Annotated in this window: 11 protein-coding genes; 9 read left to right on the forward strand and 2 right to left on the reverse strand. The window is 33.4% G+C overall.

Features of this window, described 5'->3' with window-relative positions:
• Position 1: 1 nt before the first annotated feature.
• The 4 genes from H0I30_RS05055 to H0I30_RS05070 all read left to right on the forward strand — a co-directional run bounded on the left by H0I30_RS05055 (position 2) and on the right by H0I30_RS05070 (position 5,600).
• Positions 2 to 880, forward strand: a complete 879-nt coding sequence (locus tag H0I30_RS05055; protein ID WP_218773213.1) for a phosphatidylserine decarboxylase — start codon at positions 2 to 4, stop codon at positions 878 to 880.
• A gap of 105 nt (positions 881 to 985) precedes the next feature.
• Positions 986 to 4,135: a cytochrome c biogenesis protein CcsA gene (ccsA, locus tag H0I30_RS05060; RefSeq protein ID WP_218773214.1), complete on the forward strand. Its 3,150-nt coding sequence runs from the start codon at positions 986 to 988 to the stop codon at positions 4,133 to 4,135.
• Between the two features lie 58 nt (positions 4,136 to 4,193).
• Positions 4,194 to 4,709 carry a DUF2892 domain-containing protein gene (locus tag H0I30_RS05065; protein ID WP_218773215.1) on the forward strand — a complete coding sequence of 172 codons (516 nt, stop codon included), beginning with the start codon at positions 4,194 to 4,196 and terminating at the stop codon, positions 4,707 to 4,709.
• Positions 4,710 to 4,748: 39 nt separating this feature from the next.
• Positions 4,749 to 5,600, forward strand: a complete 852-nt coding sequence (locus H0I30_RS05070) for an N-acetylglucosamine kinase (protein ID WP_218773216.1) — start codon at positions 4,749 to 4,751, stop codon at positions 5,598 to 5,600.
• Here H0I30_RS05070 and murF read toward each other — a convergent pair.
• Together murF and gldJ are read right to left on the reverse strand one after the other, a co-directional pair.
• Positions 5,597 to 6,850: a UDP-N-acetylmuramoyl-tripeptide--D-alanyl-D-alanine ligase gene (murF, locus tag H0I30_RS05075; protein ID WP_218773217.1), complete on the reverse strand. Its 1,254-nt coding sequence runs from the start codon at positions 6,848 to 6,850 to the stop codon at positions 5,597 to 5,599. The genes H0I30_RS05070 and murF overlap by 4 nt on opposite strands.
• Before the next feature lie 62 nt (positions 6,851 to 6,912).
• Complete coding sequence (gene gldJ / locus H0I30_RS05080) at positions 6,913 to 8,622, reverse strand: gliding motility lipoprotein GldJ (protein WP_218773218.1); 1,710 nt, start codon at positions 8,620 to 8,622, stop codon at positions 6,913 to 6,915.
• 363 nt (positions 8,623 to 8,985) lie between these two features.
• On the opposite strand from gldJ, the gene porV reads away from it, so the two are divergent.
• The 5 genes from porV (at position 8,986) to H0I30_RS05105 (ending at position 15,351) form a co-directional block, all read left to right on the forward strand.
• Positions 8,986 to 10,086 (forward strand): type IX secretion system outer membrane channel protein PorV, encoded by a 1,101-nt coding sequence (porV, locus tag H0I30_RS05085; RefSeq protein ID WP_218773219.1) that lies wholly within the window; start codon positions 8,986 to 8,988, stop codon positions 10,084 to 10,086.
• 82 nt (positions 10,087 to 10,168) lie between these two features.
• Positions 10,169 to 10,651 (forward strand): cytidine deaminase, encoded by a 483-nt coding sequence (locus H0I30_RS05090; protein WP_218773220.1) that lies wholly within the window; start codon positions 10,169 to 10,171, stop codon positions 10,649 to 10,651.
• A 163-nt stretch (positions 10,652 to 10,814) separates the two neighbouring features.
• Positions 10,815 to 11,879, forward strand: a complete 1,065-nt coding sequence (locus H0I30_RS05095; protein WP_218773221.1) for a 3-oxoacyl-ACP synthase III family protein — start codon at positions 10,815 to 10,817, stop codon at positions 11,877 to 11,879.
• A gap of 63 nt (positions 11,880 to 11,942) precedes the next feature.
• Positions 11,943 to 13,478 carry a glutamine-hydrolyzing GMP synthase gene (gene guaA / locus H0I30_RS05100; protein WP_218773222.1) on the forward strand — a complete coding sequence of 512 codons (1,536 nt, stop codon included), beginning with the start codon at positions 11,943 to 11,945 and terminating at the stop codon, positions 13,476 to 13,478.
• Between the two features lie 25 nt (positions 13,479 to 13,503).
• A complete protein-coding gene (locus H0I30_RS05105; protein ID WP_218773223.1) occupies positions 13,504 to 15,351 on the forward strand; it encodes a LysM peptidoglycan-binding domain-containing protein in 1,848 nt (615 codons plus the stop codon).
• Positions 15,352 to 16,053 lie beyond the last annotated feature (702 nt).

Raw genomic sequence — 16,053 nt, forward strand, 5'->3', positions numbered from 1 at the left:
TATGAAAATAAAATTCATCAATAGAACATCTGGCAATATCATTACCGAAACTCCGCCTGGTGAAGTTTTTTTAAAGTTGTTATACAATAACCCGTTTGGTAAAATGGCTTTTTTACCCATAGCAAAACGCAAGTTTTTATCTGCTTGGTATGGTAAAAAAATGGACAAACCTTCTTCTGTAAAAAAAATAGAAGGTTTTGTAAAACAGTTAGATATTGATATTGATGAAGCTGAAAAACCAATTTCTGAATTCACTTCATTTAACGATTTTTTTTACAGAAAACTAAAACCAACTGCCAGACCTATTGAAAATGGCTTCACCTCTCCTGGAGACGGAAAAATGCTTGCTTTTGAAAACATTGCAGACATTAAAGATTTCTTTATAAAAGGACGAAAATTCACCTTAAAAGAGTTTTTAGCCAATGATAAATTAGCTGAGAAACACAAAAACTCATCGCTAATTATTTTACGATTAGCTCCAAACGACTACCACCGCTATCATTTTCCGTATGACGGTACACCTTCTGAAATGACGAAGATAAAAGGTGACTATTTTTCAGTTTCTCCCTACGCATTGGCATCAAACTTTACCAAAGTTTTTTGCGAAAACAAACGTGAGTATTGCATTTTATCATCCGAAGAAAAAGGAGAAATTATTGTAGCTCCTGTTGGTGCAACCATGGTAGGAACTATTATCGAAACTTTTAAACCCAACATAAAAATAAAAAAAGGGGATGAAATGGGCTATTTCGCCTTCGGCGGATCTACAATTGTGCTGTTAGTTGATAAAAATAAATTAACGATTGACGCCGACCTACTAAAGAATACAAAGAACCGTATTGAAACATTTGTTAAAATGGGAGAAAAGATAGGGATATAACCTTTCTTTTTTAACGTTTTATTTCCTTAAAAATGGGTGAATTCATAAAGTTATTAAGACATTAATACGTAAATTTGCGAAGTTTTACACTTAGCTGATTTACAGATGAAAAAAATCTTAGATATACTTTACTCTACGCGCCTAACAGCGGTACTATTTTTCGTTTTTGCAGTGGCCATGGGAATCGCCACTTTTATAGAAAACGATTTCGGAACACAAACTTCAAAAGCTTTAGTTTACAATACTTGGTGGTTCGAATTAATTATGATCTTTTTTGTAATTAATTTTTTTGGAAACATCTTTAGGTATCGTTTATATAAAAAAGAAAAATGGGGTGTTTTACTTTTCCATGCAGCATTTTTACTCATATTAATTGGCGCAGGAGTTACTCGCTATGTTAGTTACGAAGGGATCATGGTTATTGATGAAGGAGAAACTACCAGTACTTTTTTTTCTGACACCAACTATTTAAACGTTGTTGTTGATAATAATGAGTTTCAAAAAGAAACAAACAACCAATTATTACTTTCTGCTTGGGGAAGCAATTCTGCAAAATTTACTGAAACTTTTCAACCTAGAAAAGACAAAGGGCAACATGAGATATCTTACAATTTAGTAGATTATATTCCGTGGTCTGAACAAAAACTTGTTTTAGATGAAAACGGAGTAGAACACTTATTTTTAGTAGAAAGCTCTAGCGGAAGCAGACACGAACATTATATTAAAAGAGGAACTACTCAAAATATTCACAACATACTTGTAAGTTTTGATGTGCCTGAAAAAAATGCCTCGGTTAACTTTTATTACGAAGGTGATAATTTAAAAATGGTCTCTAAAAACAATGGTGATTGGCTTAGAATGGCCGACCAAAAAATGGGACAAATCGTTAAAGACAGTGCGCAACACTTTCAGTTTTTAACATTACACACTATAAAAGGATTACAATTTGTAATTCCGAGAGCTCCTGAAAAAGGAATCATGAAAACACTATCTGGAGAGAAAGATAATGAAAAATACGATACCGTTATTTTTGATGTTACAGTGAATAACGAAACTAAAAGAATATCGCTGTATGGAGGTAAGTTTAATGTAGATAATGTTGAAGAATTTAGTATTGGCGACTTAAACTTTAGAGCTTGGTATGGTGCTAAAAAATTAGAAACTCCCTTTAAAGTGAAGTTAAATGACTTTCAACTAGAAAAATATCCTGGTTCAGAAAGTGCCGCTGCCTATGCTAGTGAAATTACAGTTATAGACGATAAAGAAACTTTTGATTTTAGAATATTTATGAATAATATTTTAGATTACAAAGGGTATAAACTGTTTCAATCTAGTTATAAAATTGAAGGTGATAACGAACAAACTCACCTATCTGTAAATCATGATTTCGTAGGTACTTGGATTACTTATGTTGGATATACTTTATTATTCTTTGGGTTAACTTTTATTCTATTCATAAAAAACACTCGTTTTAACGACTTAAAGAATTCGCTAGATAAAATAAAGCTAAAAAAAGCTAGTTTATCTGTAATCATTTTATTCTTATCGCTTAATTCAACTGCACAAGAACATGGTGATGTGCACAAGCCAAAAGAACTATCAATAGCGCAAATAGACTCTATTTTAACAAGCAACAAACCCAGTCTTGAACACACCAATGAATTTAGCAGTTTAGTGATACAAGATATTGGTGGTAGAATGAAACCGACACACACCTTAGCTTCTGAGTTGGTAAGAAAAGTTGCGCATACCAATAGTTTTAAAGGTATGAACCCTACACAAGTTTTGCTTTCTATTACAGAAATGCCAATGCTTTGGTTAAACATTCCGTTTATTTATTTAGAAAAAGGAAATACGCAGATAAGAGAACTTTTAGGCGTTGCTAAAGACGCAAAATACGCTCGTTTTATCGATTTTTATGATACAAAAGGAACCTCTAAAATAGGTGAATTAGTTGCTGAAGCTAAGAAAAAGAAGATTCAGAGTAAGTTTGAAACGGATGCTATTAAAATTGAGCAAAGAGTTTGGTTATTATCACAAACTTTAGGTGGCGGTATGTTACGCATCTACCCAATTCCTAATGACGAAAACAACAAATGGGTATCGCAGCCAGAAACATTAAAGGCTGGTTTTAAAGGAACCGATTCTGTATTTGTACGTCAATCACTACCGGTGTATATGCAACTTTTACAAAACTCAAGAAAATCCGGAAACTATACAGAAACTAACAAGGTTTTAGACGGAATTAAAAAGTTTCAGAAAAAATTCGGAAAAGAAGTATATCCTTCAGAAGATAAAATTGAATTAGAGATTATGTATAATGAATTTGATGTTTTTAATCGTTTGATTAAGTACTTCGGATTGTCTAGTATTCTGTTGATTATCTTTTTAATCGCGCAGGTTTTCTCAAACAAAAAATGGATCAACTATGTGGTAAAAGGATTGATTGCTATTATTATTGGTTTCTTTATTTTACATACTTTAGGCTTACTGTCTAGATGGTATATTAGTGGTAATGCTCCATGGAGTAACGCCTACGAATCTATTATTTTTGTTGCTTGGGCAACGATGTTTTTTGGTTTATCATTAGGAAAAAAATCAACATTAACAATTGCTGCAGCCACTTTTATTACGGCAATCACCTTATTTTTTGCAAGTCAGAATTGGTTAGATCCAGAAATTGCAAATTTACAGCCGGTATTAAACTCTTGGTGGTTAAAAGTACACGTTTCTATTATTGTTGCGAGTTACGGACCTTTTTCTTTGGGTATGATCTTAGGGATTTTTAGTTTATTCTTAATGATTTTCACCAACTCGAAGAACAAGAAAAAAATGGATCTTCATATAAAGGAGTTAACAATTATCAATGAAATGTCTATAACTGTTGGATTGGTTTTACTAACCATTGGTACGTTTTTAGGCGGCATGTGGGCTAACGAAAGTTGGGGACGTTATTGGGGCTGGGACCCAAAAGAAACTTGGGCATTAATATCTATTATGGTATATGCTTTTGTTTTACACATGCGATTAATTCCGGGATTAAGAGGTCGATATACGTTTAACCTTTGGTCTATCATCGCTTTTGCATCAATCATGATGACCTATTTCGGAGTGAATTTCTATTTATCAGGATTACACTCTTATGCAAGCGGAGATAAGGTAATTACACCCACCTCTGTTTATTACTCCGTTTCATTTGTTTTTATACTAGGATTATTTGCTTGGTTTAAATTCAAAAAGTTTTATAAAAAATAAACTCACAACTATTTTAACAGAAAATCGTACTTTTGTGCGTTGATTAAAAAAAGAAAAAATGTTCAATAAAAACATAAAATTAGGATTAGCAGGACTTATAACCTTATGGGCTATTTACGAATTCTCTCAAGTTCACATCATGAACGGAATTTCACTGCTTTTATTTGCTGGTATTTTCGTATTCTTTTACTTTAAAAACGAATTTATCTTACTAGCTTTCATGCAATTGCGTAAACAAAATTTCGAAGGTGCTAAAAAATGGTTAGCTTATATTAAAAATCCATCTACAGCATTGATTCAAAAACAAGAAGGCTACTATAATTATTTACACGGAATTATGTTGAGTCAAACCAATATAACACAGGCTGAAAAATTCTTGAAAAAAGCTGTTAAATTAGGTTTAGCGATGGATCATGATTTGGCAATGGCTAAATTACAATTAGCAGGAATAGCTATGACCAAACGTAGAAAGCGTGAAGCGACTAATTTAATGACCGAAGCTAAAAAGTTAGACAAGCACGGTATGTTAAAAGAACAAATGCAAATGATGAAACAACAAATGAAAAAAATATAGTTTCATTTTATGTCAGAATATTCTTTTTAAATAAATTAGATGATTTTAATTGCAGACGGTGGCTCCACGAAAACAGATTGGATTGCACTAAACGCTCAAAAAAAAGAGTTATTTAGGGTTACATCTTTAGGTTTAAATCCGTCCGTTATAGCCAAAGAAGAATTGTTACATCGCATTAACAACATTCCACAATTAATCGACTACAAACATAAAATTGAAGAAATTCATTTTTACGGTGCCGGGTGTGGATCCCCTTTGGCTATAAAACTATTGACTAATGTATTACAAACTACGTTTAAAAAAGCTAAAATAACCGTTTCTGAAGACATGTTGGCTGCTGTGTATGCATGTAGTGCAAACAAACCTGCCATCGTTAATATTTTAGGAACAGGTTCTAACAGCTGTTATTACGACGGTTACACTATACAAAAAACAGCGCAATCATTAGGCTATACCATAATGGACGAAGCTAGCGGCAACTATTTCGGAAAAATATTACTAAGAGATTTTTTCTATAAAAAAATGCCTACTCCTATAGCCAAAGCTTTTAAAAACCACTACAATCTCGAGGTAGATGTAGTTAAAAAGAACCTATATAAACTACCTAATCCCAATAGGTACTTAGCCTCTTTTGCTTCATTTATGTTCGAGTATAAAGAAGAAAAATACATTCAAAAAATCATTAAAAAGGGATTCCGAACCTACTTTAAATACCATTTATTATCGTATAATAAAAACAGCAGTACTCCGATTTACTTTGTTGGCTCTATTGCTTTTTATTTTAAAGATATTTTAGCGTATGTTGCGCAAGAAAACAATTTAACTATTACCGATGTAATTCAGCGGCCAATTGATAATTTAGTTAAATACCATCAAGAAAACACCTTTTAACAAAGAGCTACCACACGCTCTAGAGCCATACCTCTTGATCCTTTTATTAAAACAACACTTTTGTTTATCGGGTTTTCAATTAAATAAGATTTCAATCCCTCAAAACTTGAAAATTTCTGGTTATTTGTTTTCGTTTTATAGAAATTTTCACCTACAAAAAACAACTTATCAAACTCACAATCCGAAGCTAAATCTACCATACTTTGATGCTCGTTAGCGCTGTAACTTCCTAATTCAAACATATCTCCTATAATAATGGTTTTATGCGCTGCATTAAGCGCTTTAAAACTATGCAAAGCTGCTTTCATACTCGTAGGGTTCGCATTATAGGCGTCTAAAATAATCGTATTGTTTGTTGTTTCAATGATTTGAGATCGATTATTTGATGGCGTATAGTTTTCAATCGCTTGCTTTATATTCTCCTTAGACACCTTAAAGTAACTGGCTATGGTTATTGCCGCTGCTATGTTTGAAAAATTATATTCGCCTATTAAATTACTTTGAATTTCAGTATTTTCAAATGATAATTTTACTAACGGATTTGCTGCTACGAATGCTATAGAGCTCTCAAATAAAATAGTGTTTGCATTCGTAGTTTTCTCAAGTTGAACTACATCTTTAGGGTTCACAAAGATTTTTTTATTGTTAGCTATCAGAAAATCGTACAACTCTGACTTTCCTTTTACAACACCTTCTAACGAACCAAAACCCTCTAAATGTGCACTGCCAAAATTAGTGATATAGCCAAAATCTGGTTGTGATATATTTGATAAAAAAGCTATTTCATTTAGGTGATTCGCACCCATTTCAACAATCCCTATTTCGGTATCTGTTGTCATCGATAATAGCGTTAAAGGTACTCCGATGTGATTATTTAAATTACCTATTGTAGCCGTTGTTTTGTAGGTAGATGACAACACGGCATTGATAAGCTCTTTGGTGGTCGTTTTGCCATTGCTACCTGTTAGCGATATAATAGGTATATTTAATACGTTACGGTGATAACTTGCCAACTCCTGAAGTGTTGTTAATACATCCGCTACCAAAATTATACGTTCTGAAGTTTTAAACGCAACCTCATCAACAATCGAAAAAAGAGCGCCTTTTGTTAATGCCTCTTCTGCAAATTTATTCCCATTAAAATTACCTCCTTTTAATGCAAAAAAAAGGGTGTTCTTTCTAATTTTTCGGGTATCAGTATCAACCAAGCCATGTTGTATAAACAACGCATATAATTCTTTTATCTTCATGCTGTAAAAATAAAAAACCTCATTGAAATTCAATGAGGTTTTACTTTGTATTTATTTACTTCTTAGTTAATTTTATCTGGAACTGCTCTTTTTCTTTTATTAAGCCTCATAGGTCCCATTTTATCTGTTGCGCATCTAAAACCTATAAAATTAGTTGCCATATATTCAGGAAAGTATCTTCTTTGTGCAGGGTCTAACCAATATTCTCTATCTGCCCAAGAACCTCCTTTATATACTCTAGATTTATCGCTAATTAAAGTAGTTCTTCTTTTAGAATCGTATTTATAGTTCTCAATTACATTCCCTAAAGAATCTCTTTCAGCCTCAGGTTTTTTTGGTGAATTATACATTCTAGATGAACGATCTAACTGATCTTTATCTAACTCGTAATCCTTTGAAGATGCTTGATCTCCATCACCTAAACTTGAATTATTTGCTAAATTATAATTTCTTCTCATGTACGTATCTTCCTTTGTGATCGGAACATACTTTACGCTTCCTGGTAAATCTTTAGGTACAACTCTTCCGTTTTCTAACGTATCGTACTCAATCTCTCCAACCTCATCACCTACGATAACAACTTTACCATTTTGATCTATTAATTTTTTAGTAAAAACATTACCTCTAAAATAATTAAAATCATTGGCTTCAGAATCTATAATAGGGCGGTACACATCTTGTACCCATTCTGCTACATTACCAGACATGTCATACAAACCAAAGGCATTTGGTGGATAACTTCTTGCTGCATTCGGAATATCCGAACCATCACTGCTCCAACCTGGTATACCACTATAATCTCCTTTACCCTGCTTAAAGTTGGCTAACTGATCTCCTCTTCTTCTCTTGTCTCTATCTCTCGTATATTTTCCATTCCAAGAATACTTTTTTCTTCCACGGATATTATTATACTCACGGTTTTCAAAAATAGCCTTTGCTGCATACTCCCACTCTACTTCTGTAGGCAATCTAAACTTTTGCGCTAAAATACCATCAGATGAAGTAACTTGTCTTCCTGAAAACTGATCTTTCGATGGTTTAGGTTCGCCGTTTCTTCTAGGCACTGGAATTCCTTTTTTATAGATTGTTGAATCCCCTTCAAACAATGCATACGGATTCGTTAAATACGTATCTGTATCAAAATTATCTTTTCCTCTAAAATTTAAAGAATCCTCTTTAAAAATGTTTTTTATAACACCTTTATCCATTAAGATTTTTAAATTCACTGCGTTGGTACGCCACTTACAGTATTTATTGGCTTGTAACCAACTAACACCTACAACTGGGTATTCGGCATACGATGGATGTCTTAAATAACTCTCAGACAATAAATTGGTATTTCCTAAACCTTTTCTCCAAACTAATGTATCTGGTAAAACAGATTTATAAATGTTTTTAAACTGTGGTTCTTCTGGTGGAAATATATCTTTGGTATACTGCATAAACAAACCATATTCAGCGTTTGTAACCTCAGTTTCATCCATATAAAAAGAACGCACATGCATTTTTTTAGGTGTCGTATTCCAATCAAACATTACGTCATCTTGCACTAGCCCCATGGTAAAACTACCACCTTCTATATGTACCATACCAGGAGGTGCTTCTTTACTGTTGTTATCTTTTCCTTTTATATAACCTCCATAATTAGGATCATTAAAGTTCCAGCCAGTCAGTGAAGATTTACCTGAACCACCACTTCTGTTGCTTTTACAAGAAGTAATCAACAATCCGGTGATAGCCAATAAACTAAATATTTTTAACGTGCTTTTCATGTATTTTTAACTATTTTAAGGGTGGCGCAATTTACAATATTTATAACTCCATACAACTAATTTAATTATAAATTAAAAGAACCAAAGAGTTTCTCCTGCAAGATTACAAACGACCTTTTTTTACGTTTAGTATTACGAATCTAAGAAAAAGATTAAATATCTACCATTAAAATTTATTTTTTTATCCAAAATTCATGTCGATATTAACGTATGTTAAGGTTTATTATCATGATTTATAAAAAAAAAAAATGATTTATATAATAATCAACTGCTTCAAACGTTAAAATACTGATTAAAAACTAACAAAATTTAGCGTTTTTTTAAGAAAAACCTATATTTGCTCAACTAATAACAAATATTTACATGAAAAAATTATCGTTTTTTTTATTTTTTGTATGTTTTGCCCTTCAAACCAAAGCACAAAACACAACGGCTACGCCGTTTTTATTAATACCTACTGATGCGCGTGCTGGTGGTATGGGAGATGTAGGTGTTGCAACCTCTGCTGATGCTTTTTCTATTTTTCATAACCCTGCAAAAACAGCTTTTAATCAAAATAAGATAAGTGTGGGTGTCAACTATACTCCTTGGCTACGTAACTTAACGGATGATATTTTTGTAGGAAACGCTTCTTATGTAAATCGATTTAAAGAAAATGCAGCTTGGGGTGTAGATATTAAGTACTTTTCGCTGGGTCAGGTAGAACTAACTAATATTGACGGAGAAAGTACGGGAATCCAAAATCCTAGTGAGTTTTCACTTACAGGAGTTTATTCTATGAAATTAAGCGAAAAATTCTCAATGGGTATTGGCCTAAAGTATATCAACTCTAATATAGATGTGAATGACAGTAATATAAACGCTGTGAATTCATTTGCTGTTGATGTTTCTGGTTATTATCAATCTAACGAAAGAAATTATGGTAGTTTTAATGGTCGTTACCGATTAGGTTTTAATATTGCTAATATTGGTCCGAAAGTAGAATATACGTCTGGTCAAGAAAATTTTATTCCTACCAACGCCAAAATAGGTGGTGGTTTTGATTTTATTTTAGACAGCCAAAATATTGTAGGCCTTAACTTAGAATTCACGAAACTATTAGTACCGTCTAGTAGTGGTAACCCTAACTCTCCAGAAGGCAGAGGAAATAACAGAGGCTGGTTCGAAGGAATGTTTACCTCGTTAGGCGACAGAAGTTTTAGTGAAGAGCTTAAAGAAACTACTTGGGCATTAGGTGCCGAATATTTATACAATAATGCCTTTGCGCTTAGGGCTGGTTACTTTCACGAAAGTGAAGAAAACGGACAAAGACAATTCTTAACATTAGGTACAGGTTTTACAGCCAAAGCATTTACGTTAGATTTATCGTATTTGGTAAATACAGCTGCAGTGAACAATCCTTTAGAAAACACCTTACGTTTTTCTTTATCATTTGATTTAGGAGAAATTTACGATGATTATTAAATTGTAGTTTTTTTTTAATAAATTCGTAGTATAATACAAAGCAGTCTTTCAGGCTGCTTTTTTTGACCAACACTGTTTCTTTATGGAAAAAATAGAAGTAAAAGCCGCTGCAACCGTATATAATGACGTAGCTGAATTAGCGCAAGAAGATAAAATGTTAATGGATAAGGCTATCGAGGCAAGAGCTAAAGCGTACGCTCCTTATTCTAAATTTAAAGTAGGTGCCGCATTTTTACTAGAAAATGGTGCGGTTGTTTTAGGAAACAACCAAGAAAATGCTGCCTATCCCTCTGGGATGTGTGCCGAAAGAGTTGGTGTGTGGAAAGTTGGATCAGAATTTCCGGGAATAAAAATTAAAAAACTAGCCATTTCAGCTGCTTCTGAAAACACCAAAGTGAATAAACCTGTGGGACCTTGCGGAGCATGCAGACAAACGTTGTCTGAATACGAAATAAATCAAAAAGAACCGATAGAAGTATTTTTTATGGGCGAAGTTGGTAAAATAGTAAAAACAGATTCTTTACTTTCTTTACTACCTTTCTCTTTCGACAGTTCGTATTTATAATATTCAAAAATCACAATCTCAAAAAAGAGTTCTCTTTTTTTTAAAATACTTAATTAAGACGCCATTTTTTAAGGATGCTGTAATTCTTATAAAATGGCTCATAATTAATACTTTAATGTAATTTAAAATGCTTTATTTGTATTTACAATTCTAATAAATAACAATGGCATCAGCAGTAATTACCGGTACAGGTTCGTACATACCATCTATCAAAAAAGAAAACAGTCAGTTTTTAGAAAGCTCTTTTTTAAATGCCGACGGAACTTCATTTAACAGTACGAATACTATAATTATTGAAAAATTCAAATCGATTACGGGTATTGAAGAACGCAGGTATGCAAAGAACGAGTACAAAGCATCTGATTTAGGTTATTTTGCTGCTAAAAAAGCAATAGAAGATGCCAATGTAAATTCAGAAGAAATCGATTATATCATATTTGCACACAATTTTGGTGATGTGAAAAATGATGCTATTCAAACTGATATTCTTCCTAGTTTAGCTAGTAGAGTAAAGCATTTACTGCAAATTGAAAATCCGAATTGTGTTGCGTACGATATTTTATTCGGCTGTCCTGGCTGGCTACAAGGTGTTATTCAGGCGCAAGCCTTTATCAAAGCGGGTATCGCTAAAAAATGTTTGGTTATTGGTGGCGAAACCTTATCAAGAGTGGTTGACACCTACGATCGAGATTCTATGATTTATAGCGACGGAGCAGGTGCTTGTGTTGTAGAACTTAAAGAAGATGGTAATAGCGGTATACTGAGTCACGCTTCCCAAACTTTTACCAAAGAGGAAGCTTATTTTTTATTTTTCGGAAAATCATTTAATGCTAATTTAGATACAGATGTGCGGTACATAAAAATGCATGGACGTAAAATTTATGAGTTTGCGTTAAACAATGTACCGCAAGCAATGAAATCTGCATTAGATAAAAGCGGAATTGAAATTGACGCCGTAAAAAAAGTGTTTATCCATCAAGCCAATGAAAAAATGGATGAAGCTATTATCAAACGTTTTTACCGACTGTACAAAAAACCGATTCCACCAGGCATTATGCCGATGAGCATTCATAAACTAGGTAACAGTTCTGTGGCAACTGTACCTACTTTATTAGACTTAGTATTAAAAGGAAATATCGAAAATCAAGAAGTACAAAAAGGAGACGTCATTATATTGGCTTCTGTGGGAGCAGGAATGAATATAAATGCCGTAGTTTATCGTTATTAAAAAACTTCAAAAAAATCTAAAATCAAATACTTAAAATATAAAATCTAAGTACTATTTTTGCCTATGCAACAACACAACGTACTTATTTTAGATTTCGGATCGCAATACACACAACTTATTGCGCGCCGTGTTAGAGAATTGAACATATACTGTGAAATTCATCCGTATAACAAAATTCCAACCAACTTAAACGACTTTAAAGCAGTAATACTTTCTGGGAGTCCGAATTCTGTTCGTTCAGAAGCGGCCTTACACCCAGATTTAGCTGAAATTAGAGGTAAAAAACCTTTATTAGCTGTTTGTTATGGCGCCCAATATTTAGCCCATTTTTCTGGCGGATTGGTAGCTCCATCAAACACTAGAGAGTATGGAAGAGCTAATTTATCTTTTGTAAAAGAAGGAGAAACGTTCTTTTCAGACATCTCAGAAGGAAGTCAAGTTTGGATGAGTCACTCAGATACTATTAAAGAGTTACCTACAAACGGTGTCTTATTAGCAAGCACACACGATGTAGTAAATGCTGCTTATAAAATTGAGGGGGAAACAACGTATGCGATTCAATTTCACCCAGAAGTATATCATTCTACCGATGGTAAACAATTATTACAAAATTTCTTAGTTACTATAGCAGGCGTAGCACAAACTTGGACACCTGATTCTTTTGTTGATGAAACCGTTGCTGATATACAAGCAAAGGTTGGAACCGAAAAAGTGGTTTTAGGATTGTCTGGAGGTGTAGATTCTACCGTAGCAGCCGTATTATTACACAAAGCTATTGGCAGCAATTTACACTGTATTTTCGTTAATAATGGTTTGTTACGTAAAAATGAATATACCGATGTATTAAAGCAATACGAAGGTATGGGCTTAAACGTAAAAGGCGTAGATGCTTCGGCACGTTTCTTGAAGGAGCTTGCTGGTTTAAGTGACCCAGAAGAAAAGCGTAAAGCTATTGGTAAAGTTTTTATTGATGTTTTTGATGATGAAGCAAATCAGATTGACGACGCAAAATGGTTGGCACAAGGAACTATTTATCCTGATGTGATTGAATCAGTTTCGGTAAACGGTGGTCCATCAGCAACTATTAAAAGTCATCATAACGTAGGTGGTTTGCCTGATTTTATGAAACTAAAAATTGTAGAGCCATTACGAATGATTTTTAAAGACGAAGTGCGTCGCGTAGGCGCATCTATGGGAATTGATAAGGACTTATTAGGGCGCCATCCTTTTCCGGGTCCAGGATTGGCAATTCGTATTTTAGGAGATATTACCGAAGAAAAAGTACGTATTTTACAAGAAGTAGATGCTGTTTTTATCAACGGATTAAAAGAAGATGGCTTGTACAACAAAGTATGGCAAGCAGGTGCAATTTTATTACCTGTAAACTCTGTTGGCGTAATGGGTGATGAAAGAACTTATGAAAAAGTAGTCGCTTTACGCGCTGTAGAAAGCACGGATGGTATGACGGCAGATTGGGTAAATTTACCGTATGAATTTTTACAAAAAACATCCAATAAAATAATTAATAACGTAAAAGGTGTAAATAGAGTTGTGTACGACATAAGCTCTAAGCCACCTGCAACAATTGAATGGGAATAAACTCCTTATAATAAAAATAATGTAGATGAAGAAATTTCAATTTTTACTTTTAATTTGTATTTTAACCTTTGCCGTTTCTTGTGGCCAGCAGAAACGTTATATCTCTTACAAGGTTCAGGAAGGCGAGACAATGCGCGACATTGCAAACCGATTGGACATGAAAACAAAAGATTTATTACGTTTAAATCCTGATGTTGGCAGAAAACCAGACGCAAATACGGTAATTGTTATTCCGAACCCTGAAATTAAAACCGGAATTTCTTCAACTGCTACTGATACTGACGAAACAATTGTTGATAACGATACTATAAACGAGAATTCTTCTAATAGTATTGAGGAAGAGACTCCAAAAAATACCGTTTTTCAACAAACTATATATGAGTACGAAAACCATACCGTGCAAGCAGGAGAAACCGTGTATCGTATTACCAAGTTATACGACATCTCTAAAGACGAATTAATTGAATGGAATCCTGATTTCCCTACGATTAAGAACAATATATTGAGTATTGGTCAGGTTTTAAAAGTTAAATCTGTTGAAAAAGTAATTACGATTGACAGAGAAGAAGTTTTAGAAAAATTTTTAACGCATACCGTTAAAAGTAAAGAAACCGTATATAGCTTAACCCGTTTTTATAACATCTCTAAAGAAGATTTAATTCGTTTAAATCCTGAATATCCTGGAATTAAAAACAACGAATTATCGATTGATCAACTTATTAAAATAAAACCGATAGAAGAAGTTAATCCGAATGAAAACTTCGCCTTTTATAAAGATAGCATTCAAGAAAATGCAACGATCGATGTAGCCATTTTACTTCCGTTTAAATTAAAAGAGTACAAAACTACTGCTGCAAAAGATATATTTAGTAGCGAGAACAACTCGGCTTCTTTAGCAAATATGGTGACCGATTTTTATATGGGGGTTGAAATCGCTATCGATTCTATTAAAAAACAAGGTATTCTTGTTAACACAACCGTTTTTGATACCGGGAATAGAGATGATAACGTGCCTTTAATTTTAGCAGAAAACAAGTTAGATTCTACTGATGTTGTTATTGGCCCTTTTTATTCAGATAAAGCAGCACTTATTGCTCGTAAAGTTCGTGTACCAGTTGTATTCCCTCATTTTTCTAATAGTCAAGATACGTTCTCTGCTGCCAAACTTATTAAGTCTGCTCCAGATAAAAACAACTACACTACTTATTTAGCCTCGTATTTAAAAGACATATATAAAGGGGAAGCCGTTTTTGTGGTGGGTGATGGTAAAGCGGATTCAAATAACAGCGTAAATAAAATTGTAAGTAGTTTAAAAAAGCACGATTCTATTAGTGAAATCCATATTTTAAAGCCAAAAGATGGCTATATTAAAAGAGAATTATTCACCGATAAAATGGCTGTAAACAAAAAAAATTGGGTAATTATTACTTCTGATGACAATGTTGCTATTGCTGATGTATTAAATAGCATGATTGGGATACCTGATGATATGACCGTTCAGGTTTTTGCTGTTGAAAAAAATAAATCGTACGACAGAATAGAGAACAATAAGTTAGCTAGTATTAACTTTACTTATGTGTCTAATACTTTTGAAGATACATCTTCTGACAATGTAAAGAATTTTAATAAAAAATACTATCAAAAAAATAACACTGTAGCTTCTGATTATGCTATTAAAGGTTTTGATATTACCTACGATGTTTTAATGCGTTTAGCTTCGGGTAAAGCACTGTCACAAACTTTTAAAGAAGGTGTTTCTCTTCGTTTAGAAAACAAATTCGATTACCGTAAAAAAACATTTAGCAGTACCAGTAATAACGGTTTGTTTATTATTAAATACAATAAAGACCTAAGCTTAACAAGACTTAAGTAACTAGAATACAAAAAAAATAACGTCATTACGAGAACAAAGGACAAAGTAATCTTATACTACAAAACCTTAACGTCATTACGAGGACGAAGTAACATTAACGTCATTACGAGGACGAAGGACGAAGTAATCTTATACTACAAAACATTAACGTCATTACGAGGACAAAGGACGAAGTAACCTTATACTTCATAACAGAAAGATTCCTTCACGCTGTTCGGAATGACGTTTATATCAAAAAAATAACGTCATTACGAGGACAAAGAACGAAGTAATCTTATACTACAAAACCTTAACGTCATTACGAGGGCAAAGAACGAAGTAATCTTATACTACAAAACCTTAACGTCATTACGAGGACGAAGTAACCTTACACTTCATAACAGAAAGATTCCTTCACCCTGTTCGGAATGACGTTTATATCAAAAAAATAACGTCATTACGAGAACGAAGGACGAAGTAATCTTACTCTACAAAAACTTAACGTCATTACGAGGACAAAGGACGAAGTAATCTTATACTACAAAACATTAACGTCATTATGAGGACGAAGGACGAAGTAATCTTATACTACAAAACCTTCACGTCATTACGAGGACGAAGGACGAAGTAATCTTACACTACAAAACATTAACGTCATTACGAGGACGAAGGACGAAGTAACCTTACACTTCATAACAGAAAGATTCCTTCACCCTGTTCGGA

Origin of the sequence: Tenacibaculum sp. AHE14PA (genome assembly GCF_019278465.1) — a bacterium.
In the GTDB taxonomy this organism is placed as follows: domain Bacteria; phylum Bacteroidota; class Bacteroidia; order Flavobacteriales; family Flavobacteriaceae; genus Polaribacter; species Polaribacter bernardetii.